This window comes from Bradyrhizobium sp. UFLA05-125 (assembly GCF_059803515.1).
The window spans coordinates 123,700-146,303 of record NZ_JBANBJ010000010.1; the positions used below are offsets into that span (position 1 = coordinate 123,700).

The following is a 22,604-nucleotide window of genomic DNA, read 5'->3' on the forward strand; positions in this document are numbered from 1 at the left end:
CACCTTTCAGACGCGCCAACTAGATCGAGCGCGACAGGTAACGCACCGTCTTGCTGCCATTGTGGATGATGGCGGTGCCGACCTCGATAAATCCCAACGCAGCGTGAAAAGCATCCGATGATGGATTCGGTGGTTGCCGATTGACCTCACAAACGATGCGGTCGTGCCCGGCTTCGGCTGCGCGATCGAACAGGTCGGCGTAGAGCCGACGCGCACATCCGTTACCACGCGCCGATGGTGCGACGACGATTCGGTCGACATAAACAAATCGCGCATAGCGGGATCGAAACCACAGAAAGTTTGGACTGTCGTATTGTCCGTCCTGGTCAATCGCGATGAGGAAAGCGTCGAGATCGCCGATCCTCCGGGCGTAGAACGCCTCCGCGACGAGATGTTTCATCCGCTCAGGCTCAAGCCATGACAACTCCTCCGCGTGGCTGTTGTTGAGCGCGAGGAGGGCGTCACAAAGCGGCGCGCCGGGCGATATCTCGAAGCTGGCGACCGGGATGGGGGCGATCGTGTTCATGACGACGATCTATCAAACCAATTGCGAGCCCCAAAGCAAAACGGGCACGCCCTCGTCAGGGCGTGCCCGCTTGAAACTCTATTGCGACGTGCGACGCTACGTCAGTGCACGCTCACCGCCTGCAACTCGTTGCTCCAGGCATTGGCGATCGCGGCTTCCCGGCTGTCGGTCAACATGATCGGCGTGCCGTCGGCGGCGTGGAGCGCGAAGAGTTTGAGGCCTGGCGCAATCTTGGGCGCCTCGGGAAACAGGTCGGGCACGTCCTCCGAGCGGATCTGCTTCACATAGGCGATGTGGCCCTCGCCGAGGGTTGCCAGCGTCTCCGGTGAGACGTTGTTGGCTTCGTATTCGAATGCAACGTGACCGTTACTCATGGTCTCGACTCCTCTCTCGAAACTAAGCGGTCGAGTCCGCTACTCGTTCCATTATTCGTGCTCATTGATAGCGATTGTCTTAACGATCCTTTCCGGTTCCGGCCGGGCAAGATCGATCGACAACAGCCCGTTCTTCAGATCCGCACCCAGCACCAGCATCCCCTCTGCCAGCACGAAGGTGCGCTGGAAGTGGCGCGCGGCGATGCCGCGATGGATGTATTGCCGGGTCTTGTCGTCCTGCTGACGCCCGCGGATCACGAGCTGGTTTTCCTCAATGGTTACATCGAGTTGGTCGCGGGTAAAACCGGCGACCGCCAACGTGATACGTAGGCGCTCGGGCTGGCCGTCCGACCGGTCGCACCTCTCGATATTGTAGGGAGGGTACCCGTCGGCGCCTTTGACGACCCGATCGAGCACGCGCTCGATCTCGTCGAACCCCAGAAGGAACGGACTGGATAACGTGGGAACACGAGACATAGTTTACAAAGTCCTCGCCGAAAGCGACTTTGACGTTTCAGGGCCCGGAATGGCACCCCTTGTGACCCAATATGGGCATATCCCCATGCGCGTTCAAGCACCTAGCGGGGGGCTGTGAATTCGTCGTTCCGGGGCGGCGGGTAGCGCCGAACCCGGAATCCAGAGATTGTGGCGCGAGATTCCGGGTTCTCGCTGACGCGAGCTCCGGAATGACCAAGTCCCATGCCGGCTACTTTGCATGGGGTTGTTTTCGATATTTTTAACGGCCCTTGACGGAAAGCCTCAGGCCTCGATCCGCTTGCGGCCGTCGCCACTGAACAGATGCAGCTTTTCGCGGCTAGCAGCGACGCGGATCTTCTGGCCGATCGCGGGTGCCTCGGTTCCGGGAATGCGGACGATGACCTCGCCGGGCGGCAGCTCGCCGGGCGTCGCTGAGACCTGCTGTTCGTCCTGCTGGCGCGAGCCGTAGACGAAGGTTTCGGCGCCGACCCGCTCGATTGCTTCCACGGTGAGGCCAAGTGCCACGCCGCCGGCCGGCGTCTGGCCGGTGATGACGAAGTCCTCCGGGCGGATGCCGAGGATGCCGGCTTCCGCCACTCGCCCGCCTCCGAGCTGCGTCCTGATCTCGTCCGGCCGCGTCGACATCAGGTTCATCGGCGGTGCGCCGATGAAGGACGCGACGAACGTCGTTGCCGGTTTCTCGTAGATCGCGAGCGGATTGCCGATCTGCTCGACCTGACCGCCGTTCATCACGACGAGGATATCGGCCAGCGTCATCGCCTCGAGCTGGTCGTGAGTGACGTAGATCGACGTGGTGTTCAGCCGGCGCTGCAATTTGCGGATCTCGACCCGCATCGCGATGCGCAGCTTGGCATCGAGATTGGACAGCGGCTCGTCGAACAGGAACACTTTTGGCTGCCGCACGATGGCGCGGCCCATCGCGACGCGCTGGCGCTGGCCGCCGGAGAGCTGGCGCGGCTTGCGCTCGAGCATGGGTGCGAGCTCGAGCACGCGCGCGGCTTCCTCGACGCGGGTCTTGATCTCGGCTTCCGCCATGCCGCGATTGCGCAGGCCATAGGCCATGTTGTTGTAGACGCTCATGTGCGGATAGAGCGCGTAGTTCTGGAACACCATCGCGATGTCGCGGTCGGCGGGCTCGACCTGGTTGACGACGCGGCCGCCGATGTCGATCTCGCCGCCGCTGACGGTCTCGAGCCCCGCGACCATGCGGAGCAGCGTCGACTTGCCGCAGCCGCTTGGGCCGACCAGCACGCAGAACTGGCCGTCGCCGACATCGACGTTGACGCCTTTGATGGCCTCGAAGCCACCTTGATAGGTCTTGCGGACGTTGCGCAGGGTCACGTTAGCCATGAAAAAACACTTCCAAAAACCTACTTCTCGGTCTCGACCAGGCCGCGTACGAACAGTTTCTGCATCACCACGACGACGAAAACCGGCGGCAGCATCGCGAGCACTGCGGTTGCCATCACGATGGGCCATTCGGTGAGCGCGTCGTTGGTGGTCATCATCTTGCGGATGCCGACCTGAATTGTCTGCATGTCATCGCGGGTCGTGATCAACAGCGGCCAGAGATACTGATTCCAGCCGAGGATGAAGAGGATCACGAACAGCGCCGCCATGTTGGTACGCGACAGCGGCAGCAGCGTATCCCAGAAGAATCGCAGAGGTCCGGCGCCGTCGATCCGCGAGGCCTCCAGGAGCTCGTCTGGCACCGTCATGAAGAACTGGCGGAACAGCAGCGTCGCGGTGGCCGACGCGATCAGCGGCAGCGACAGCCCGGCATAGCTGTCCAGCATGAGGAGGTCGGCGACGATCTTGTAGGTCGGATAGATGCGCACCTCGACCGGCAGCATCAGGGTGATGAAGATGATCCAGAAGATCGGCATCCGGAACGGAAAGCGAAAATACACGATCGCATAGGCCGAGATGATCGAGATCGCGATCTTGCCGACCGCGATCAGCATCGCCATGACGAGCGAGTTGAGCATCATGTTGCCGACGGGCTCGCGGGTCGATCCGCTCGTGCCGACGAAAATCGTCTGGTAGTAGACCTCGAGGAAGTGCCCGCCCGGCAAGAGCGACATCTGACCGTTGGCGATCAGCGCGTTGTCCTGGGTCGAGGCCACGATCGCGATGTAGACGGGGAATGCGACGATCGCGATGCCGATCCACAGGATGATATGGGCGACGTAGCGGCGGATGCCCTCTTGCTCGACCATCAGTAGGTCACCTTGCGTTCGACGAAGCGGAACTGGATTCCCGTCAGCACGATGACGATGACCATTAGGATGACCGATTGCGCCGCGGAGCTGCCGAGGTTTCCGCCGAGCAGGCCGTCAGTGTAGACCTTGTAGACCAGCGTTACCGTCGATGTTCCCGGACCGCCGCGAGTCATGGTGTCGATGATGCCGAAGGTGTCGAAGAACGCGTAGACGATGTTGACGACCAGCAAGAAGAAGATGGTCGGCGACAGCAGCGGGAAGGTCACGGTCCAGAACCGCCGCATCGGACGGGCGCCGTCGATCGCAGCGGCCTCGTGCACGCTCTTCGGGATAGCCTGAAGCCCGGCGAGGAAGAACAGGAAATTGTAGGAGACCTGCTTCCAGGCGGCCGCGAGAATGACCAGCAGCGCGGCCTGGTTGCCGTCGAGCAGCGGATTCCAGTCGACGCCCATGTCGCGCAGGTAGCGCGAGAGTACACCGAGCGAGGGGTGCAGCATGAAGATCCAGAGCACGCCGACGACCGGGGGAGCCACCGCATAGGGCCAGATCAGGAGCGTGCGATAGATCGTGCCGCCGCGCATTGGCTTGTCCGCCATCACGGCGAGCAGCAGCGCCAGCGACAGCGAGGAGATGGCGATGGCGAACGAGAAGAAGAAGGTGCGGACGATCGCCTCGAAATAGGCGGGCTCCTTGAAGAGCTCGATGTAGTTGTCGAACCAGACGAAGCTGGTCGAAAGACCGAAGGCGTCCTGGAGCAGGAAGGACTGGATCACCGCCTGTGCGGCGGGCCAGTAGAAAAAGATCAGGACGATCGCGAGCTGCGGTGCAACCAGCGCGAACGGCAATAGCCTTGATTGGAAAATCGATTGCTTCTGCATGACGTCAGCAGAGCGGCAGGCCACGCATCCGCGGCCTGCCGCTCATTGCCTCACTTGACGACGGTCTTTTCGAACTGTCGCAGCATCGTGTTGCCACGCTCGACGGCGGCATCCAGTGCCTGCTTGGCGGTCTTCTTGCCGGCCAGCGCCTGCTCGATCTCTTCCGACCAGACGTCACGGAGCTGAACCATGTTGCCGAGGCGCAGGCCGCGGGAGTTCTCGGTCGGCTCCTTGTTGGTCAGCTCGAGCAGCGGGGTCTCGAGATAGGGCTGATCCTTGTAGAAGCCCTCGGCCTTTGCCTTCTCATAGGCTGCCTTGGTGATCGGCAGGTAGCCGGAGGCCTTGTGGATGTAGACTTGGCGATCGGTGTCCGAGAGGAAGGTCAGGAATTTCGCGACGCCCTTGTATTCGTCGGCCGACTTGCCGCCCATGACCCAGAGCGAGGCGCCGCCGATGATCGAGTTCTGCGGCGCGCCCTTGACGTCCGGATAGTAAGGCATCGGCACCGCGTTGAAGTTGAACTTGGCCTGCGCCTTGACGTTGCCGAAGAAGGCCGACGAGGTCAGGTAGATGGCGCACTCACCCGAGGTGAAGCGGCCTTCGCCGGTGTTGGTGCGGCCGGCATAGTCGTAGGTCTTGTCCTTCTGCAGCTCGATCAGGTTTTCGAGGTGCTTGACCTGGAGCGGTCCGTTGAATTCCAGCTTGGTGTCGAAGCCGTCAAGACCGTTGGCCTTGCTGGCGAGCGGCACGTTGTGCCAGGCCGAGAGCTGCTCGAGATTGACCCAGGTCACCCAGGACCCGGAGAAGCCGCAAGTGGGATGGCCATTGGCGTGCAGCTTCTTGGCGGCCTCGAAGACCTCGGGCCAGGTCTTGGGGATCTCGACGTTGGCCTTCTTCAGCTCGTCGAGGTTCACCCACATGACGGTGGACGACGAATTGAAGGGGAAGGACAGCATCTCGCCCTTCGACGTCGAATAGTAGCCGGTGATCGCGGGCAGGTAGGCCTTGGGATCGAACTTCTCGCCGGTCTCGGCCATCAGCTTGTAGACCGGTTTGACGGCGCCGGTCGCGGCCATCATGGTCGCGGTGCCAACCTCGAACACCTGCATGATGTGCGGCGCGTTGCCGGCGCGGAAGGCCGCGATGCCGGCGTTCATCGTGTCGGCGTAGTTGCCCTTGTAGGTCGGAATGACTTTGTAGTCGCTCTGCGACGCGTTGAAGTCGTTGGCGAGCTTGACGATGACGTCGTTGTTTGCGCCCGTCATCGCGTGCCACCACTGAATTTCGGTCACGGCCAGCGCCGGCGTGGCGGCAAAGCCGAACGTGGCGGCAATGGTGGCAGCCGCAGCGAATTGTCGAAGAGCCATTAAGAAAACCTCCCTTGGGCCGTCATCAAAGTGCGCTTGCGCTAGCAGCGCCGTATGACGTTCACGTGACTGTGTAAGCGGCCGAAACGAAAGCGGCAAGCGCCGCAAAAGGGAAGCCGGAAATTAGGCGAAGGTGCCTTCGCAAGGCACGCCGTTCGCGGCGCTCGTGGGGCGCGCCGCAGTGCGGCATCGACGAGGGGGATGTTGCTCGCCGCGATCCTAGCGCTTGCGCTCGGGCCCGCAGACCACGCCGTTCTCGACCATCGCGTCGATCTCGGAGCTGGAATATCCGAACTCGCCGAGCACTTCAGTGGCGTGCTGGCTGAATTTCGGCGGCACGTGGCGCAGGCTCGGCTTGCTGCGATCGAGCCGGATCGGCGAGGCGACGCCCTTGTACCAGTCCTTCTCGATAATATCGCCGCGGTAGATCGTATGGGGGTTGTTCAACGCCTGGTCGATCTTCTGCACGGGACCTGCGGGCAGTCCTGCGGCGAGCAGGCGATCGCACAGCGGCTCGGCCTCGTGCTGGCGGAACACGGCGGCAAGCTCGGCGCGCAGCGCCTCGCGATTGGCGATGCGGTCCTTGTTGCGGGCAAAGCGCGGATCGGTGCCGAGCTCGGGCTTGCCGATCTCCCTGGCCAGTTTGCGGAACGTGCCGTCATTGCCGACGCCGATGAAGATGTCGTCGGTTTTGGTCGGGAAGATCGCATAGGGCACGAGATTGGGATGCTCGTTGCCGGTCAGGCCGGGGGGCTTGCCGTGCATGAAGTAATTTGCGGTATGCGGGTGCATGATCGCAAGACCGGTCTCGTACAGCGTGGTCTCGAGGAATTGCCCAAGCCCTGAGCGCTGCCGTTCCGACAACGCCATCAAGATGCCGATCGCGGCATAGAGTCCGGTCGTGATGTCGACGAGCGGCACGCCGATCCGCATCGGCCCGCTTTCCTTTGAGCCGGTCGCCGCGATCATGCCGGTCATCGCCTGGATGATGGCGTCATAGCCGGGATTGCCGCCGCGCGGGCCGTCGGCGCCGAAGCCGCAGATCCGGCAATGCACGAGGCGCGGGAATTTTTCGCGCAGCACCTCGTTGCCGATGCCCCATTTCTCCAGCGTGCCGGGCTTGAAATTCTCGATCAGGACGTCGGCGTTCTCCAGCATCTTGAGCAGCACGAGGCGGCCGCCCTCGGAGGCGAGATCCAGGCCAATCGAGCGCTTGTTACGGTTGATGCCGACGAAATATGCCGCGTCCTCCTCATGGAAGGGAGGTCCCCACTCGCGCACCTCATCGCCCGCGGGCGGCTCGACCTTGATCACGTCGGCGCCGTGGTCGGCGAGAATCTGCGTGCAATAGGGGCCGCCGAGCACGCGCGTAAGATCGATCACGCGCAGTCCACTCATCGCACCGGATGCGGCTTCGGAAGTCATGACGCCAACCTTCGTTTCGGCTCGCTGATCTCTGTTCGATCACAGGCCTAGCGAGGTTCGCGAGAGCCGGCAATGGCTCCTGGCGTAGGGCCGCATGCGCTGCCGCGGCCAATCCCGTGGCGCGGCATATCAAGGCGCAAGCGGCTGGCGCGAGGGGGATTTCGGGCCAGCCAGCCCGCGTTTGGCTTTACGCAACCTTCAGGCGGACGTCGACGTTGCCACGGGTCGCATTGGAGTACGGGCAAACCTGATGGGCCTTCTCGACCAGCGCCTCGGCCTCCGCACGGGGAACACCGGGCAGCGAAACGACGAGATCGATGTCGAGGCCGAAGCCGCCTTCCGAGCGCGGGCCGATGCCGACCGTCGAGGTCACCGAGGTGTCGGCGGGAACCTTCGGTCCGCCCTGGGAGGCCACGAACTTCATGGCGCCGATGAAGCAGGCGGCATAGCCGGCCGCAAACAGCTGCTCGGGATTGTTGCCCGCCCCGCCTCCGCCGCCGAGCTCCTTCGGGGTGGTCAGCTTCACGTCCAGCGCGCCGTCGAGGGTCGCGGCATGGCCGTCGCGGCCGCCAGTGGCCTTGGCGCTGGTCTTGTAGAGGACATTCACGGACATCTTGGGTCTCCCTGGTTTCCGGTTGGGGTGCGCCACATATTGCAGACAATTAGATTGTGTGCAATATAAATTGCGCGGCCTCACATTTAATTGTTCGCAATTGAATGTGCCGCCGCTCCGCCCCAGAATGTCGAAGCGAATCTCGTGAGGTTTTCCGTTGAGGTTTCCCATGGCTCGGAAACAACTGGCCGCTGACCAGCCGCTGCGGCTCGATAACCAGATCTGCTTTGCGGTCTATTCCGCCGCGCACGCCTTCAACCGCGTCTACAAGCCGCTGCTCGACCGGCTCGGGCTGACCTATCCGCAATATCTGGTGATGCTGGTGCTGTGGGAACGCGACGGCGTGCCGGTGAAGGACATCGGCGAGCGGCTGTTTCTGGATTCCGGCACGCTCACGCCGCTCCTCAAGCGCCTCGAGGCCGCGCAGCTCGTCAAGCGAACGCGCTCGACCGAGGACGAGCGCCAGGTGCTGATCGCGCTGACGGCGCAGGGGCAGGCGTTGAAGGACAAGGCGCGCAGCGTGCCGCAGTCGATCCTGGCGGCATCTGATTGCACGGTGCCTGAATTGGTCGCGATGAAAAACGAGATCGTCGCGCTACGCGACCGGCTGAATGCGGTGATTGGGGAGTAGGGGGGCTCTTCCAACGGTAAGCCCCGTCCTCTCGAACTCTCCGCGCGAGCGTCACCTGCCCTCAAAGGCGCTTCTTCGCAAACGCGCGGCCCGAAGCTGATTTGAGATATTTCTCGAACGCAATCGCCTGCGCCTCGTCGCTGAAAGCGATGTAGGTCTTAATGCGCCAAGGGCCATACTTTGACGTGTGGGGCACTTCGCCGGCGTTGTGCTTTGAGAGCCGGGCTCGCAAATCGTCGGTGATGCCGATGTAGAAATGTTCGGAATCGAGGCTTTCGAGAATGTAGACGTGCTTCATCCTGTCCCCCGCTCTACGCAGTGGGTAGATAGTATCTCAGGACGAGATTTTGCCGAGGCCCGGCTTCGCCCTTCGGGCTACGCCGCGGCAGCCTCGCTAAGATGGAGCGGAGCTGGCTTGCCGAGCCGTAGCTCGCGAATAGGAGTGATTGTGAATTAAGCCCGCCGTCGCCCTTCGGGCTATGGCGAGGCAGCCTTCGCTCACTTCGCTACGAGGGACTTCCCGGGCTTGCCGAGCCGTAGCTCGCGAAGCGAGCGAAGGCTGGTGGAGCCAGGCGGGATCGAACCGCCGACCTCTTGCATGCCATGCAAGCGCTCTCCCAGCTGAGCTATGGCCCCGTTAGTCCTGCGGTTGGGGTGATCCTGGGGGATCACTCTCGGCCGGCGAGCCGTAAAAGGTGACTCGCGCGGCAGCACCGTTGATCACAGATCAGGTCTGATCTCAAGTCTCTTCATCACCTCCGACATCACCAATGATGTCGGTTACGTCCTCATCGCCCTCTTCGTCGTCGGCGATGAAGGTCGAATCATCGTCATCGTCGTCCTCAAGGGTCTCGTCCACCTCGATGTCGTCCTCGGATTCCGGCACGACGGCCTTGACCTTGCCGGTGTTCTCCTCGGCATCGGCCTCCTCGAGGGAGACCATTTCCTCGGTCTCGACCGGTTCGGGCGCGGTGTCCGGGGCCATGCTGCGCGCTTCGGCGCCGCGGGTCGGGCGCGCCGGCGCCAGCGGCGCAATCGGCACCACCTCGCCGGTATAGGGCGAGATCACCGGATTCTTGTTGAGGTCATAGAACTTCTTGCCCGTGGTCGGGCAAATGCGTTTGGTTCCGAGTTCGGACTTGGCCACGGCAGGAATCCTGGGAATGTCTGAAAAGCGGTGCTTCACTTGGCTAGTTGGCGGCCCGCTGTCAATAGCGCATTGCGGAAGAAAGACATGCCCGTGACGGCCGGCTGACCATGTGGTACCTGCGCGCGCGAGCCCCAAGGAGCATTCAAGATCCACCTGAGGGCATTCAAGGACACAATCTTGACGCATTCCAACCAACCGAGGCCGCTCCAGTCGCGCGCCAGCGGCGCCCTGACCGGCAAAGTCCGGGTACCCGGGGACAAGTCGATTTCCCACCGTTCGCTGATCCTGGGTGCCCTGTCGGTCGGCGAGACCCGGATCACCGGCCTCCTCGAGGGCGAGGACGTCCTCAATACCGCCAAGTCGATGCAGGCGCTCGGCGCCACGGTCGAGCGCACCGGGGATTTTGCCTGGCGCGTGCGCGGGGTCGGGGTGGCCGGATTTGCCCAGCCCAAGGCGCCCCTGGATTTCGGGAACTCCGGGACCGGCTGCCGGCTGGTGATGGGAGCGGTCGCAGGCTGCCCGATCTCGGCGGTGTTTGACGGCGACGCCTCGCTCCGCACCCGCCCCATGCGGCGCATCGTGGACCCCTTGGAGAAGATGGGGGCCAAAGTGATCGCCGAGCGCGAGGGCGGCCGTCTTCCGCTGACGCTCCAGGGCGCACGCGATCCCCTTCCGATTACCTATAAGACCCCGGTGGCCTCCGCCCAGATCAAGTCGGCGGTGCTGCTGGCGGGCCTGGCTGCGCCGGGAACAACGACCGTCATCGAGAGCGAGGCGAGCCGCGACCACACCGAGCTGATGCTGAAGCATTTCGGCGCCGATATCACGTCGGTAGCAGAGGGCCGGCATGGCCGCCGCATCGCGCTGGTCGGCCAGGGCGAGCTGCACGGCGCCGCTGTCGTGGTACCCGCCGATCCTTCCTCGGCGGCCTTTCCGGTCGTTGCTGCGCTGATCGCCGAAGGCTCCGACGTCGTGCTGTCCGACGTCATGACCAATCCGCTGCGCACCGGGCTCTTCACCACGCTCCGCGAAATGGGCGGCTCGATCGAGGAGAGCGAGGTCCGCGGCGATGCCGGTGAGCCCATGGCGAGCTTGCGCGTGCGCGCCTCAAAACTCCGCGGCGTCGAGGTGCCGCCGGAGCGCGCGCCGTCGATGATTGATGAATATCTGGTGCTCGCGGTGGCGGCGTCCTTCGCCGAAGGCACGACCATCATGCGCGGCCTGCACGAGCTGCGCGTCAAGGAATCCGATCGGCTGGCGGCGACCGCCGACATGTTGCGCGTCAACGGCGTGAAGGTCGAGATTTCCGGCGACGATCTGATCGTCGAGGGCAGGGGTCACGTGTCCGGCGGCGGACTCGTCGCCACCCATATGGATCACCGGATTGCAATGTCGGCACTGGTGATGGGCTGCGCGTCCGATCAGCCGGTCAAGGTCGACGACACCGCCTTCATCGCCACCAGCTTTCCCGACTTCATTCCGATGATGCGTTCGCTGGGGGCCGATTTTTCATGATCATCGCCATCGACGGCCCCGCGGCCTCTGGCAAGGGCACGCTCGGCAAGCGCCTCGCGCATCATTATGGTTACCGTCACCTCGATACCGGCGTGATCTACCGCGCGGTGGCCCATGCGCTGATACAGGCGGGCGCCGACCTGCGCGACGAGGCTGCCGCCGTTGCGGTGGCGTTGGAGCTTGATCCGGAAAAATTCGGCAATCCCGTCCTGAAGACCCAGCAGATCGGCGAGGCCGCCTCCGTGGTCTCCGCGATTCCCAGGGTTCGCGAGGTCCTGGTCAATTTTCAGCGGCAATTCGCCGCCGACCCGCCCGGCGCGGTGCTCGACGGGCGCGATATTGGAACCGTGATCTGCCCCGATGCCGACGTGAAGATCTTCGTCGTCGCCGATCCCAAGGTCCGCGCCCGCCGCCGTACCATGGAGGCCAGGGCAAGGGGCGAGGAGGCGGACGAAGCGGCCGTGCTCGCCGACATCATCGCGCGCGACGAACGCGACCAGAATCGGCCGATCGCGCCCTTGAAGCCGGCCCCCGATGCTTACTTGCTAGATAACTCCCAACTGGATATAGAAGGCGGCGTCCGGGCCGCCATCGACATTATCGAGGCCGTCCGAGCGGGCCGTCCGCGGGTTTAAGCCGCGGTCGTCATTGGAGGAAGAGCCCGCTCCCGTTCTTGAAGGTCGATATTCCGATCCCCGTTTTGGGACCGGCGACGATTTCAGGCTCCGGAAACAATTCAACGTATCGAACGCGCGGGCTCTCGCCGGCCCGCTCTTGCTGTTCTCGGTCAAAGACCCGAGGCAACGAGCGGTCGCTCGAAGGTTTTGCGGACCTTCCGACACTGCGCGCGCGATACGCCCATAAACCCAACGGCCGGCAAGACGTCCGCAACTGGAGAACAAATGGCTTCGACTTCCGCTAATACCTACAGCCCCTCGCGCGACGATTTCGCCGCGATGCTCGACGAGTCCTTCGCAGGCGGCAATCTGCAGGAAAGCTCCGTCGTCAAGGGCAAGGTTGTTGCAATTGAAAAGGACATGGCCGTCATCGACGTCGGCCTGAAGACCGAGGGCCGCGTCGCGCTGCGCGAATTTTCCGGCCCCGGCCGTGAAAGCGATCTCAAGGTCGGCGACGAGGTGGAAGTGTTCCTCGATCGCATCGAGAACGCCCTCGGCGAGGCCGTGCTGTCGCGCGACAAGGCGCGCCGCGAAGAGAGCTGGGGCAAGCTCGAGAAGGCGTTCCAGAACAACGAAAAGGTCAACGGCGTCATCTTCAACCAGGTCAAGGGCGGCTTCACCGTCGACCTCGACGGCGCCGTGGCGTTCCTGCCGCGCTCGCAGGTGGACATCCGTCCGATCCGCGACGTTGCGCCGCTGATGAACAACTCGCAGCCGTTCCAGATCCTCAAGATGGATCGCCGCCGCGGCAATATCGTCGTCTCCCGCCGCACGGTGCTGGAAGAGACCCGCGCCGAGCAGCGTCAGGAGCTGGTGCAGAACCTCGAAGAGGGTCAGGTCATCGACGGCGTGGTCAAGAACATCACCGATTACGGTGCGTTCGTTGATCTCGGCGGCATCGACGGCCTCCTGCACGTCACCGACATCGCATGGCGCCGCGTCAACCACCCGACCGAGGTGCTCTCGATCGGCCAGACCGTGAAGGTCAAGATCATCAAGATCAACCACGAGACGCACCGCATCTCGCTGGGCATGAAGCAGCTCTTGGACGATCCGTGGCAGGGCATCGAAGCCAAGTACCCGCTGGGTGCCCGCTTCACCGGCCGCGTCACCAACATCACCGACTACGGCGCGTTCGTCGAACTCGAGCCGGGCATCGAAGGCCTGATCCACGTCTCCGAGATGTCGTGGACCAAGAAGAACATGCATCCCGGCAAGATCGTCTCGACCTCGCAGGAAGTCGAAGTGCAGGTGCTGGAAGTCGATTCCGTCAAGCGCCGTATCTCGCTCGGCCTCAAGCAGACCATGCGCAACCCCTGGGAGGTCTTCGTCGAGAAGCATCCGACGGGTTCGGTGGTCGAGGGCGAGGTCAAGAACAAGACCGAGTTCGGTCTGTTCCTGGGTCTCGAGGGCGACGTCGACGGCATGGTCCATCTCTCCGATCTCGACTGGAAGCTTCCGGGCGAGCAGGTGATCGACAACTACAAGAAGGGCGACGTGGTTAAGGCCGTGGTGCTCGATGTGGACGTCGAGAAGGAGCGTATCTCGCTCGGCATCAAGCAGCTCGAAGGCGACCCATTCGCCGAGCCGGGCGATGTCAAGAAGGGCGCGGTCGTGACCTGCGAAGTGCTCGAAGTGAAGGAAGCCGGTATCGAGGTGAAGATCGCCGGTACCGACTTCACCACCTTCATCAAGCGCTCCGAGCTTGCCCGTGACCGCAACGACCAGCGCGCCGAACGCTTCGCCGTCGGCGAGAAGGTCGATGCCCGCGTCATCCAGTTCGACAAGAAGGCCCGCAAGGTCCAGGTGTCGATCAAGGCGCTCGAAGTCGCCGAGGAGAAGGAGGCCATCGCGCAGTACGGCTCCTCCGATTCGGGTGCGACGCTCGGTGACATCCTCGGCACCGCGCTCAAGAACCGCGGCGAGAACAAGTAAGCGGTACGCTTGTTTCGCAAAGCATCAAAGCCCCGGCATTTCGCCGGGGCTTTTTTGCGCCCGTAGCCCGGATGGAGCGCAGCGAAATCCGGGTATCTTTGCGCGGCGAGCTAATCCCGGATTACGCTTCGCTCCATCCGGGCTACGTGGTTACCAGCCTTCAATTCTTCAAATCGCGTCGCAATTGATGTATCCAGATAAGCCGATGGTCACGCTGCGACTGCAAAAGGCGTGAGCCCACATTTTGGAGATTTTTCGATGTCGCTCGATTCGGACATCATCGTCGATCGCCGCCGGATCCGTCGCAAGCTGACCTTCTGGCGCGTCGCTACCGCGCTGATCGCGATCGCGGCGATTGCAGGCTTTGCGCTGGTCGCAACGCGGGGCGCAGGCGGCACATTCGCGTCCGCCGGCTCGATCGCGCGCGTCCAGATCGATGGCCTGATCCGCAGCGATTCCGAGCGCACCCAGGCGCTGGAGCGGCTGGAGAATTCGCGCGCGGCCGCCGTCATCGTTCACATCAATTCGCCGGGCGGCACTACCGCGGGCTCCGAGCAGCTCTATGATTCGCTGACGCGACTGAAGGCGAAGAAGCCGCTCGTCGTGGTGGTCGAGGGGCTTGCCGCTTCCGGTGGCTACATCACCGCGATCGCGGCCGACCACATCATTGCACAGCAGAGCTCGCTCGTCGGCTCGATCGGCGTCTTGTTCCAGTTTCCGAACGTCACCGATCTCCTGAAGACCATCGGCGTCAAGGTCGAGGAGGTCAAATCTTCGCCGCTGAAGGCAGCGCCGAACGGTTTCGAGCCCACCAGCCCCGAAGCGCGCGCCGCGCTCGATGCGCTGGTGAAGGATTCCTACGCCTGGTTCAGGGGACTGGTGAAGGAGCGCCGCGGCATGGATGATTCGCAGCTCGAGAAGGTCGCCGATGGCCGCGTCTTCACCGGCCGGCAGGCGATCGAGCTGAAGCTGATCGACCAGCTCGGCGACGAGAAAACTGCGGTGACCTGGCTCGTCGAGCAGAAGGGCGTCAAGAAGGACCTGCCGGTCCGCGACTACAAGTTGCAGCCTCGCTTTGGCGATCTGCCATTCCTCAAGTCGGCGGCCACCGTCACGCTCGAAGCCATCGGTTTGAGCTCGCTGGCGCATCAGATCGAGCGCAGCGGAGTCACGCAGGCGGTTGATCGGATCGGTTTGGACGGAATGCTCGCGCTATGGGAGCCCGCCGCGTCAAATTAACCGGGAACCGGGCGAGGCCGAGAGGGTTTTCCCGTTCGGCTTGTATTGTGACAGACCGCCTTTCAGGCCTTTGTCACGCACTTTAGCGCTGTCCAAGCTTGATTTAGCGTCTTGACAGATCAAGGTATTTTCACGGAAATGGTCATCCGCACGCTTCCGGGTCCTATCTCTCGATGATCAAATCCGAACTTGTTCAGCGTATCGCCGAGCACAACCCGCATCTTTACCAGCGGGATGTCGAGAACATTGTGAATGCGATCCTCGAGGAGATCGTCGCAGCGCTCGCGCGCGGGGATCGGGTCGAGCTGCGCGGTTTTGGTGCTTTCTCGGTGAAGCACCGCCCCGCGCGCGCAGGTCGCAATCCGCGCACCGGCGCCCATGTGCCCGTCGACCAGAAGAGCGTCCCGTTCTTCAAAACGGGCAAGGAAATGCGCGAGCGGCTGAACCGGGACCATCCGGACCCTGGCGGGCCGGACTAGGGCCGACGCCCAGGTTTACCGGCGTGGCCGCCTGTTGCGGCCACAAGCATGATTCAAGGCGAGCGATCGAGATGCGAAAATTCCTGACCGCGTTGATCGTGATTCCGGTGGCCTTGCTGCTCGTGGACTTCGCCGTCGCCAACCATCATCTGGTAACGGTCTCCTTCGACCCGTTCAATTCGGCCGATCCGGCGCTGAGAATTGCCCTGCCGCTATTCCTGCTCCTGATCCTGGTGGCTGTCCTTGGGGTGCTGACCGGCGGCTGCGCCGTCTGGTTCGGCCAGCGGCACTGGCGTCGTGCGGCGCGCCGGCACGAGGCCGATGCGCGCTCGGCAAGGTCCGAACTGGCTGACTTAAGGGCCTCGACGGCGGCCTCGCGGCCCGATCCGCAGCGTCTGCCGGTCCCCGCCGGCGCCGGCCTTTACGGCCCCGTCGGACGAGACAAGCAGCGCGCGACGTTGTAGAAGCGGCCGCATCGAAATCCCCGTTTTTCCGGCCGCGGCCTCGCCGCCTCCACGCGCTTTGAAACCATGCCCCTGCTCGTCAAAATCTGCGGCCTGTCCACGCGCGAGACGCTTGACGTCGCGCTCGATGCCGGCGCCGACATGGTGGGGTTCGTGTTCTTTCCACCTTCGCCACGGCATCTGTCGCTGGAAATCGGGCGCGATCTCGGTCGGCAGGTCAAGAAGCGTGCGCTCAAGGTCGCGCTCACGGTGGATGCCGACGACGCGACGCTCGACAACATCATGGACGCGCTGTCGCCGGACATCCTTCAGCTCCACGGCAAGGAGAGCATCGCGCGGCTGCGCGACATCAAGCAGAAGTTCGGCCGTCCGGTGATGAAGGCGCTTCCAATCGAGACGGCGGCCGATCTCGCGGTGCTGCCCGGCTACGCCGCGGTTGCGGACCGCATATTGTTCGATGCCCGTCCGCCGAAGGACGCAACACGGCCCGGCGGACTGGGCGCGCCCTTCGACTGGCACCTGTTGGAAAACCTCGATCTGAAGCTGCCCTATATGGTCTCGGGCGGGTTGCATGCCCAGAACGTCACGGAGGCCCTTCGCCTCACCGGCGCCGGCGGCGTCGACGTCTCCTCTGGTGTCGAGAGCGCCCCCGGCGTGAAGGATCCGGAGATGATCAGAGCCTTTATTCGCGCCGCGCGCGCCACTCAAGAGTTGAGCGTACGATGAACATCGCCAAACCAAACTCCTATCGCAGCGGTCCGGACGAGCGCGGTCATTTCGGTATCTTCGGCGGACGCTTCGTCGCCGAAACCCTGATGCCGCTGATTCTCGATCTGGAGAAGGCGTACAACGCGGCCAAGGCCGATCCGGCCTTCCAGGCCGAGATGAACGGCTATCTCAAGAACTATGTCGGCCGGCCCTCGCCGCTGTATTTCGCCGAGCGCCTCACCGAGCATCTCGGCGGAGCAAAAATCTATCTGAAGCGCGAGGAGTTGAACCACACCGGCTCGCACAAGGTGAACAACGTGCTCGGCCAGATCATGCTGGCGCAGCGCATGGGCAAGAAGCGCATCATCGCCGAGACCGGTGCCGGCCAGCACGGTGTCGCCACCGCGACGCTGTGCGCGCGCTTCGGCCTGGAATGCGTGGTCTACATGGGCGCCGTCGACGTCGAGCGGCAGCAGCCCAATGTCATCCGCATGGAGATGCTGGGCGCAAAGGTGTTTCCGGTGCAGTCGGGCACGCGCACGCTCAAGGACGCCATGAACGAGGCGCTGCGCGACTGGGTCACCAACGTGCACAACACCTTCTATTGCATCGGCACGGTGGCCGGTCCCCATCCCTATCCGACGCTGGTGCGCGACTTCCAGTCGATCATTGGCAACGAGACCAGGGCGCAGATGCAGGAGGTCGAAGGCCGGCTGCCGGATTCGCTCGTCGCCTGCATCGGCGGCGGCTCCAATGCCATGGGCCTGTTCCATCCTTTCCTCGATGATCCCTCGGTCGAGATCTTCGGTGTCGAGGCTGCGGGCCACGGGCTCACGCAATTGCATGCGGCCTCGATCGCGGGCGGCCGTCCCGGGGTGCTGCACGGCAACCGTACCTATCTCCTGATGAACGAGGATGGCCAGATCCAGGACGCGCACTCGATCTCGGCTGGTCTCGACTATCCCGGCATCGGTCCCGAACATTCCTGGCTGCACGAGATCGGCCGCGTCAACTATCTCTCCGCGACCGACGACGAGGCGCTCGCAGCATTCCAGCTGCTGTCGCGGCTCGAAGGCATCATCCCGGCGCTCGAGCCAGCACATGCCATCGCCAAGGTGATGGAGATCGCGCCGAAGCGGCCCAGGGATCACCTGATGGTCGTCAACCTTTCCGGCCGCGGCGACAAGGACGTCCCGCAGGTCGGCGACATCCTGAGGGGCAAGACCAAGTGACCACGCGTATCGACACCCGTTTTGCCGAGCTGAAGAAGCAGGGCCGTTCGGCCTTCGTAACTTTCGTGATGGCCGGCGATCCCGATCCGGCGACGTCGCTCGATATCATCAAGGCGTTGCCGAAGGCCGGCGCCGACGTGATCGAGCTCGGCATGCCCTTCACAGATCCGATGGCCGATGGTCCGTCGATCCAGGCGGCCGGGCTGCGCGCGCTCAAGGCTGGCATGACGCTGAAGAAGACGCTCGAGCTCGTGCGCGGCTTCCGCAAGGACGACGATGCCACGCCGATCGTGCTGATGGGCTATTACAATCCGATCTACATCTACGGCGTCGACAAGTTCCTCTCCGATGCCAAGACCGCCGGCGTCGATGGCCTCATCATCGTCGACCTGCCGCCGGAGGAGGACGACGAACTCTGCCTGCCCGCGATGAAGGCCGGCCTCAATTTCATCCGCCTGGCGACGCCGACGACCGACGACAAGCGCCTGCCGGCGGTGCTCGCCAACACCTCGGGCTTCGTCTACTACGTCGCCATCACTGGCATCACCGGTGCGGCGGCTGCGGACGCTACGGCGGTGAGCGAAGCGGTCGCCCGTATCAAGCGACATACAAAGCTGCCGGTCTGCGTCGGCTTTGGCATCCGAACGCCGGAAAACGCGCGCGCCATCGCCTCGCATGCCAACGGCGCGGTGGTCGGTACCGCGCTGGTCGATGCCCTCAAGAACAGCCTCGATGCGGAAGGCCGGGCCACCAGCAAAACCGTTAACGCCGTCGCCGAGCTGACCGCATCCCTCGCCCAGGGTGTGCGGGGCGCGCAGCAGGCGGCGGAATAGGTCATAATTCCGCTTCTAAAGCGCGATGAGACTGGCTTGAATTGTCATCGCGCTTTAGCTCTTTGTTTGAGCATGATCTTGTCGGAAAACCGCTTCACACTTTTCCGGATCATGCTCTAACGCGGACCACACGGCGGCTTGCCGGGAGAAGTCCCGGCCGCCATATATCTCTTCAGGCGATTCCTGCGGGATGGCTAATCGGAGCAAACCATGAACTGGCTCACCAATGTGGTCCGGCCGAAGATCCGCAACATGCTGCGGCGGGAGACGCCGGAGAATTTGTGGATCAAATGCCCGGATTCCGGGCAGCTCGTGTTCTACAAGGATGTCGAGGCCAACCAGTTCGTCATTCCTGGCTCGAACTATCACATGCGCATGGGCGCGGTGGCCCGACTCAAGTCGATCTTCGACAACGAGACCTGGTTCGACGTCGCTCTGCCGGAGGTCGCTCCCGATCCACTGAAATTTCGCGACGAGAAGAAATATGCCGACCGCATCAAGGATGCGCGCGCCCGCACCAACCTGAACGATGCGATCAAGGTCGGTTACGGCAAGCTCGAAGGTGCCGCCGTCGTCATCGCCGTGCAGGACTTTGACTTCATGGGCGGCTCGCTCGGCATGGCCGCGGGCGAAGCCATTGTGCGCGGGCTCGAGCTCGCGGTCGAAAAGAAGTCGCCGTTCATCGTGTTCGCAGCCTCGGGCGGCGCACGCATGCAGGAAGGCATCTTGTCGCTGATGCAGATGCCGCGCACGACCGTCGCCGTGCAGATGCTGCGCGAGGCGAAGCAGCCCTATATCGTGGTGCTGACCAACCCGACCACCGGTGGCGTCACCGCGTCTTATGCGATGCTCGGCGACGTGCAGATTGCCGAGCCCGGCGCGCTGATCGGCTTTGCCGGCGCCCGCGTCATCGAGCAGACCATCCGCGAAAAGCTCCCCGAAGGTTTCCAGCGCGCTGAGTACCTGAAGGAGCACGGCATGGTCGACATGGTCGTGCACCGCCATGATTTGCGTCCCACCCTGGCGCGGCTCTGCCGTTTGCTGACCAGGTCGCCGGCGCTGGACGGCGGGTCGAAATCGGCGCAGCCGGTGACGAGCGCGGCGCAGATCGTATCGGCCCCCGACGTGGCGCCGGCCGCACCGCACGCGTGAACGCCTCCGCCGATAGCGCAAAGCCGTCGCTCGGTGACGTGATCGGGCGGCTGTCAGCCCTGCATCAGAAACGCATTGATCTTGGGCTCGAGCGGATGCACCGACTGCTCGAGCGGCTCGGACATCCCGAACGTGAGCTGCCGCCGGTGATCCACATCGCCGGCACCAACGGCAAGGGCTCGACGCTCGCTTATCTGCGCGCGACGCTGGAGGCCGCCGGCTTGCGGGTCCACGCCTATACCTCGCCCTATCTCGTTCGTATCAACGAATGTTTTCGGCTTGGCCGCGTCGGCGGCGGTGTGCTTGTCGGTGACGACGAGTTGCGCGCCGCGCTGGAGGAGGTCGAGCGCGTCAACGCCGGCGAGCCCGCGACCGTGTTCGAGCTAAAGACCGCGGCTGCCTTCCACATGTTTGCACACCATCCCGCCGATGTGGTGCTGCTCGAAGTCGGCCTCGGCGGACGGCTCGATTCGACCAACGTGATCGACACGCCGGCAGCTTCCGTGATCACGCCGATCAGCATGGACCACACGGATTTCCTCGGGGATAGCTTGAGCGCGATCGCCGCCGAGAAAGCGGGGATCATCAAGCGCGGCGTGCCCGTGATATCGGCCGAGCAGACGGGCGAGGCGATGGCGGTGATCGAGGCGCAGGCCAAGCGCATGCGTGCGCCGCTGTTTGCTGCGGGCGAGAGCTGGCACGTCAATGTCGAGCACGGGCGTCTGGTCTATTCCGACGATCGCGGCCTGATGGATCTTGCGGCGCCGCGCCTGTTTGGCCGTCACCAGTTCGACAATGCCGGCCTTGCGATCGCAACGCTGCGCGCAGTTGGCGCCTTCAAGATCAATCATGCAGCGTTCGAAGCCGGTATCGTCGGCGCCGAATGGCCGGCGCGGATGCAACGGATCACCTCCGGTGCGTTGCTCGGCTGGGGGCCGCAGGGCTCCGAGATCTGGCTCGATGGCGGACATAATGCGGAGGGTGGCCGCGTCGCGGCCGCCGCGCTCGGCGATCTCGAGGAGCGGGTGTCGCGTCCTTTGGTCGTGATCGCCGGTATGATGGCCAACAAGGACGCGCACGGTTTCCTGGCCAATTTCGCCGGCCTCACCCGCCACATCATCGCGGTGCCGATCCCGGAGGCCGAGAACGCCATGCCGGTCGACCGTGTTGCGGATGCTGCGCGCAGTTTTGGCATGCGCGTCGAGACAGCGCCCGGCGTCGAGGCAGCGCTGCGCGCGCTGTCACGGCTCGCCTATGAAGTGCCGCCGCGCATTCTGATCACCGGCTCGCTCTATCTTGCCGGCCATGTGCTCGGGATCAACGGCACGCCTCCTGCATAAATCTCTCGTGTCCCGGACGCGACGCAGAGCCGGGACCCAGCAAGGCCAGATGGGCCCCGGCTCAGCAGTGCATCACTGCGTGCCGCGCTGCGTCCGGGGCACGAGATGGGGAATGACGATGCGTTTTGCCGCGATTGCCGATGTCCATGGAAATTACCTCGCGCTGGAGGCGGTGCTTGCCGACATCCGCGCGCACGGCATCAAAGACATCGTCAATCTTGGCGACATGCTGAGCGGGCCACTCGATGCGCGTCGAACCATCGATATCCTGATGCCTCTGGACGCCGTGCACGTGCTCGGCAACCACGATCGCTATCTGCTCTACCGTCCGCCCGAGAAGATGGGCTCATGGGATCGTCCCGCCCATGCGCAGCTGGATAGCTCGCATCTCGACTGGCTGCGCGCGCAGCCGATGACGCGCGTGTTTCGCGACCAGGTGTTCCTGTGCCATGCGACACCCGAGGACGATGAGGTCTATTGGCTCGATTCCGTTCATCCCGACGGCACGGTCGCAATGTCACCGCTGGATCGCATCGAGCAATTCGCAAAAGGCATCGCGCAATCGCTGATCCTTTGCGCGCACACGCATCTTGCGCGGGCCGTGCGGCTGCGCGACGGCCGGCTGATCGTCAATCCCGGCAGCGTCGGCAGCCCCGGCTATCGCGACAAGCATCCGCATCCGCACGTCGTCGAAGCCGGCACGCCGCACGCGCGCTATGCGATCCTTGAGCTGGTGAACGGTGCCTGGCAGGTGACGTTCCGCCATGTCACATATGATCACGAGGCCATGGCCGTCCTCGCACGCAGCAATGGTCAGGGTGAGCTCGCGAATGCGCTTGCGACCGGATGGATCAGATAGACACTTTCGCCGTTTAGCCCGGATGGAGCGGAGCGCAATCCCGGATCGTGCCACAAGCGATGAAGGCCCCGGATTATGCTTCGCTCCATCCGGGCTACGGGCAATACCAAACGGCCGGCATTTCGCCGGCCGTTGTCGAAAATAATCGTCAGCTAAGCGAGATCAGACCGCAGCGGTGATCCACTGCTGGAGCTTCGCCTTCGGCGCCGCGCCGACCTGGCGGGAGGCCATCTCGCCGCCCTTGAAGATCATCAGGGTCGGGATCGACATCACGCCGTACTTCGATGCGGTCTTCGGGCTCTCGTCGACGTTGAGCTTGACGATCTTGACCTTGTCGCCCATCGCGCCGGCGATCTCGTCGAGCGCGGGTGCGATCATGCGGCAGGGGCCGCACCATTCGGCCCAGAAATCAACGACCACCGGGCCGTTCGCCTTGAGCACTTCGGCTTCGAAATCGGAATCAGAAACCTTACCAACGGCCATGGGG

The 22,604-nt window shown here is 63.5% G+C and carries 25 protein-coding genes and 1 tRNA gene; 13 read left to right on the forward strand and 13 right to left on the reverse strand.

Going from position 1 to position 22,604, the window contains the following annotated elements; translation table 11 throughout:
• Positions 1-19: 19 nt before the first annotated feature.
• The 9 genes from SO156_RS13050 to SO156_RS13090 form a co-directional block, all read right to left on the reverse strand.
• Positions 20-526, reverse strand: coding sequence for a GNAT family N-acetyltransferase (locus SO156_RS13050; RefSeq protein ID WP_498535044.1), 507 nt, complete (start codon positions 524-526; stop codon positions 20-22).
• A gap of 101 nt (positions 527-627) precedes the next feature.
• Positions 628-900, reverse strand: a complete 273-nt coding sequence (locus SO156_RS13055) for a BQ00720 family protein (RefSeq protein ID WP_027528273.1) — start codon at positions 898-900, stop codon at positions 628-630.
• Positions 901-951: 51 nt separating this feature from the next.
• Positions 952-1,377, reverse strand: a complete 426-nt coding sequence (locus SO156_RS13060) for an Hsp20 family protein (protein ID WP_011083554.1) — start codon at positions 1,375-1,377, stop codon at positions 952-954.
• A gap of 282 nt (positions 1,378-1,659) precedes the next feature.
• Positions 1,660-2,748, reverse strand: a complete 1,089-nt coding sequence (locus SO156_RS13065; RefSeq protein ID WP_498535045.1) for a sn-glycerol-3-phosphate import ATP-binding protein UgpC — start codon at positions 2,746-2,748, stop codon at positions 1,660-1,662.
• Positions 2,749-2,768: 20 nt separating this feature from the next.
• On the reverse strand, positions 2,769-3,617 hold the full coding sequence (gene ugpE / locus SO156_RS13070) for a sn-glycerol-3-phosphate ABC transporter permease UgpE (protein WP_498535046.1): 849 nt from the start codon (positions 3,615-3,617) through the stop codon (positions 2,769-2,771).
• Complete coding sequence (ugpA, locus tag SO156_RS13075; protein ID WP_458144493.1) at positions 3,617-4,498, reverse strand: sn-glycerol-3-phosphate ABC transporter permease UgpA; 882 nt, start codon at positions 4,496-4,498, stop codon at positions 3,617-3,619. The genes ugpE and ugpA overlap by 1 nt, the downstream gene beginning before the upstream one ends.
• A gap of 50 nt (positions 4,499-4,548) precedes the next feature.
• Positions 4,549-5,865: a sn-glycerol-3-phosphate ABC transporter substrate-binding protein UgpB gene (gene ugpB / locus SO156_RS13080; protein ID WP_458144492.1), complete on the reverse strand. Its 1,317-nt coding sequence runs from the start codon at positions 5,863-5,865 to the stop codon at positions 4,549-4,551.
• Between the two features lie 219 nt (positions 5,866-6,084).
• On the reverse strand, positions 6,085-7,290 hold the full coding sequence (locus SO156_RS13085; RefSeq protein ID WP_498535047.1) for a CaiB/BaiF CoA transferase family protein: 1,206 nt from the start codon (positions 7,288-7,290) through the stop codon (positions 6,085-6,087).
• A 187-nt stretch (positions 7,291-7,477) separates the two neighbouring features.
• Entirely contained in the window at positions 7,478-7,903 is a 426-nt protein-coding gene (locus SO156_RS13090) for an organic hydroperoxide resistance protein (RefSeq protein ID WP_458144490.1), read from the reverse strand.
• Positions 7,904-8,072: 169 nt separating this feature from the next.
• Between SO156_RS13090 and SO156_RS13095 the strand changes: the two genes are divergently transcribed.
• Positions 8,073-8,534 (forward strand): MarR family winged helix-turn-helix transcriptional regulator, encoded by a 462-nt coding sequence (locus SO156_RS13095; protein ID WP_458144489.1) that lies wholly within the window; start codon positions 8,073-8,075, stop codon positions 8,532-8,534.
• Positions 8,535-8,595: 61 nt separating this feature from the next.
• On the opposite strand, the gene SO156_RS13100 is transcribed toward SO156_RS13095, so the two are convergent.
• The 3 genes from SO156_RS13100 to SO156_RS13110 form a co-directional block, all read right to left on the reverse strand.
• Positions 8,596-8,832, reverse strand: coding sequence for a GIY-YIG nuclease family protein (locus tag SO156_RS13100; protein ID WP_458144488.1), 237 nt, complete (start codon positions 8,830-8,832; stop codon positions 8,596-8,598).
• A gap of 262 nt (positions 8,833-9,094) precedes the next feature.
• A tRNA-Ala gene (locus SO156_RS13105) sits at positions 9,095-9,170 on the reverse strand.
• 103 nt (positions 9,171-9,273) lie between these two features.
• The gene (locus SO156_RS13110; RefSeq protein WP_458144487.1) at positions 9,274-9,681 is read right to left on the reverse strand and encodes a TIGR02300 family protein; all 408 of its coding nucleotides are present in this window, start codon (positions 9,679-9,681) and stop codon (positions 9,274-9,276) included.
• Between the two features lie 180 nt (positions 9,682-9,861).
• Between SO156_RS13110 and aroA the strand changes: the two genes are divergently transcribed.
• From aroA to SO156_RS13170, 12 genes are all read left to right on the forward strand, one after another.
• Complete coding sequence (gene aroA / locus SO156_RS13115; RefSeq protein ID WP_498535048.1) at positions 9,862-11,199, forward strand: 3-phosphoshikimate 1-carboxyvinyltransferase; 1,338 nt, start codon at positions 9,862-9,864, stop codon at positions 11,197-11,199.
• Positions 11,196-11,834, forward strand: a complete 639-nt coding sequence (gene cmk, locus SO156_RS13120) for a (d)CMP kinase (RefSeq protein WP_458144485.1) — start codon at positions 11,196-11,198, stop codon at positions 11,832-11,834. Before aroA ends, cmk begins: the two co-directional genes overlap by 4 nt.
• A gap of 267 nt (positions 11,835-12,101) precedes the next feature.
• Entirely contained in the window at positions 12,102-13,811 is a 1,710-nt protein-coding gene (gene rpsA, locus SO156_RS13125; protein ID WP_254101372.1) for a 30S ribosomal protein S1, read from the forward strand.
• 258 nt (positions 13,812-14,069) lie between these two features.
• A complete protein-coding gene (sppA, locus tag SO156_RS13130) occupies positions 14,070-15,050 on the forward strand; it encodes a signal peptide peptidase SppA (protein ID WP_498535049.1) in 981 nt (326 codons plus the stop codon).
• Between the two features lie 173 nt (positions 15,051-15,223).
• Positions 15,224-15,529 (forward strand): integration host factor subunit beta, encoded by a 306-nt coding sequence (locus SO156_RS13135; protein ID WP_027528287.1) that lies wholly within the window; start codon positions 15,224-15,226, stop codon positions 15,527-15,529.
• Positions 15,530-15,600: 71 nt separating this feature from the next.
• A complete protein-coding gene (locus tag SO156_RS13140; protein ID WP_458144483.1) occupies positions 15,601-15,993 on the forward strand; it encodes a DUF1049 domain-containing protein in 393 nt (130 codons plus the stop codon).
• 66 nt (positions 15,994-16,059) lie between these two features.
• Positions 16,060-16,719 (forward strand): phosphoribosylanthranilate isomerase, encoded by a 660-nt coding sequence (locus SO156_RS13145; RefSeq protein ID WP_498535050.1) that lies wholly within the window; start codon positions 16,060-16,062, stop codon positions 16,717-16,719.
• Positions 16,716-17,933, forward strand: a complete 1,218-nt coding sequence (gene trpB / locus SO156_RS13150) for a tryptophan synthase subunit beta (RefSeq protein WP_498535051.1) — start codon at positions 16,716-16,718, stop codon at positions 17,931-17,933. Before SO156_RS13145 ends, trpB begins: the two co-directional genes overlap by 4 nt.
• Positions 17,930-18,766, forward strand: coding sequence for a tryptophan synthase subunit alpha (trpA, locus tag SO156_RS13155; protein ID WP_458144480.1), 837 nt, complete (start codon positions 17,930-17,932; stop codon positions 18,764-18,766). The genes trpB and trpA overlap by 4 nt, the downstream gene beginning before the upstream one ends.
• Before the next feature lie 210 nt (positions 18,767-18,976).
• Positions 18,977-19,918 carry an acetyl-CoA carboxylase, carboxyltransferase subunit beta gene (accD, locus tag SO156_RS13160; protein ID WP_458144479.1) on the forward strand — a complete coding sequence of 314 codons (942 nt, stop codon included), beginning with the start codon at positions 18,977-18,979 and terminating at the stop codon, positions 19,916-19,918.
• Positions 19,915-21,258, forward strand: a complete 1,344-nt coding sequence (locus SO156_RS13165) for a bifunctional folylpolyglutamate synthase/dihydrofolate synthase (RefSeq protein ID WP_498535052.1) — start codon at positions 19,915-19,917, stop codon at positions 21,256-21,258. Before accD ends, SO156_RS13165 begins: the two co-directional genes overlap by 4 nt.
• Positions 21,259-21,376: 118 nt before the next feature.
• The gene (locus SO156_RS13170) at positions 21,377-22,117 is read left to right on the forward strand and encodes a metallophosphoesterase family protein (protein ID WP_498535070.1); all 741 of its coding nucleotides are present in this window, start codon (positions 21,377-21,379) and stop codon (positions 22,115-22,117) included.
• A gap of 162 nt (positions 22,118-22,279) precedes the next feature.
• Here the strand turns inward: SO156_RS13170 and trxA are convergent, their stop codons facing one another.
• Positions 22,280-22,600, reverse strand: a complete 321-nt coding sequence (gene trxA, locus SO156_RS13175; protein WP_027528295.1) for a thioredoxin — start codon at positions 22,598-22,600, stop codon at positions 22,280-22,282.
• Positions 22,601-22,604: the final 4 nt, after the last annotated feature.

Excerpts from the sequence above, each read along its gene's own strand:
- SO156_RS13050 (WP_498535044.1), bottom strand. The coding sequence starts at position 526 with ATGAACACGATCGCCCCCATCCCGGTCGCCAGCTTCGAGATATCGCCC.
- SO156_RS13055 (WP_027528273.1), bottom strand. The coding sequence starts at position 900 with ATGAGTAACGGTCACGTTGCATTCGAATACGAAGCCAACAACGTCTCA.
- SO156_RS13060 (WP_011083554.1), bottom strand. The coding sequence starts at position 1,377 with ATGTCTCGTGTTCCCACGTTATCCAGTCCGTTCCTTCTGGGGTTCGAC.
- SO156_RS13065 (WP_498535045.1), bottom strand. The coding sequence starts at position 2,748 with ATGGCTAACGTGACCCTGCGCAACGTCCGCAAGACCTATCAAGGTGGC.
- ugpE (WP_498535046.1), bottom strand. The coding sequence starts at position 3,617 with ATGGTCGAGCAAGAGGGCATCCGCCGCTACGTCGCCCATATCATCCTG.
- ugpA (WP_458144493.1), bottom strand. The coding sequence starts at position 4,498 with ATGCAGAAGCAATCGATTTTCCAATCAAGGCTATTGCCGTTCGCGCTG.
- ugpB (WP_458144492.1), bottom strand. The coding sequence starts at position 5,865 with ATGGCTCTTCGACAATTCGCTGCGGCTGCCACCATTGCCGCCACGTTC.
- SO156_RS13085 (WP_498535047.1), bottom strand. The coding sequence starts at position 7,290 with ATGACTTCCGAAGCCGCATCCGGTGCGATGAGTGGACTGCGCGTGATC.
- SO156_RS13090 (WP_458144490.1), bottom strand. The coding sequence starts at position 7,903 with ATGTCCGTGAATGTCCTCTACAAGACCAGCGCCAAGGCCACTGGCGGC.
- SO156_RS13095 (WP_458144489.1), top strand. The coding sequence starts at position 8,073 with ATGGCTCGGAAACAACTGGCCGCTGACCAGCCGCTGCGGCTCGATAAC.
- SO156_RS13100 (WP_458144488.1), bottom strand. The coding sequence starts at position 8,832 with ATGAAGCACGTCTACATTCTCGAAAGCCTCGATTCCGAACATTTCTAC.
- cmk (WP_458144485.1), top strand. The coding sequence starts at position 11,196 with ATGATCATCGCCATCGACGGCCCCGCGGCCTCTGGCAAGGGCACGCTC.
- rpsA (WP_254101372.1), top strand. The coding sequence starts at position 12,102 with ATGGCTTCGACTTCCGCTAATACCTACAGCCCCTCGCGCGACGATTTC.
- sppA (WP_498535049.1), top strand. The coding sequence starts at position 14,070 with ATGTCGCTCGATTCGGACATCATCGTCGATCGCCGCCGGATCCGTCGC.
- SO156_RS13135 (WP_027528287.1), top strand. The coding sequence starts at position 15,224 with ATGATCAAATCCGAACTTGTTCAGCGTATCGCCGAGCACAACCCGCAT.
- SO156_RS13140 (WP_458144483.1), top strand. The coding sequence starts at position 15,601 with ATGCGAAAATTCCTGACCGCGTTGATCGTGATTCCGGTGGCCTTGCTG.
- SO156_RS13145 (WP_498535050.1), top strand. The coding sequence starts at position 16,060 with ATGCCCCTGCTCGTCAAAATCTGCGGCCTGTCCACGCGCGAGACGCTT.
- trpB (WP_498535051.1), top strand. The coding sequence starts at position 16,716 with ATGAACATCGCCAAACCAAACTCCTATCGCAGCGGTCCGGACGAGCGC.
- accD (WP_458144479.1), top strand. The coding sequence starts at position 18,977 with ATGAACTGGCTCACCAATGTGGTCCGGCCGAAGATCCGCAACATGCTG.
- SO156_RS13170 (WP_498535070.1), top strand. The coding sequence starts at position 21,377 with ATGCGTTTTGCCGCGATTGCCGATGTCCATGGAAATTACCTCGCGCTG.
- trxA (WP_027528295.1), bottom strand. The coding sequence starts at position 22,600 with ATGGCCGTTGGTAAGGTTTCTGATTCCGATTTCGAAGCCGAAGTGCTC.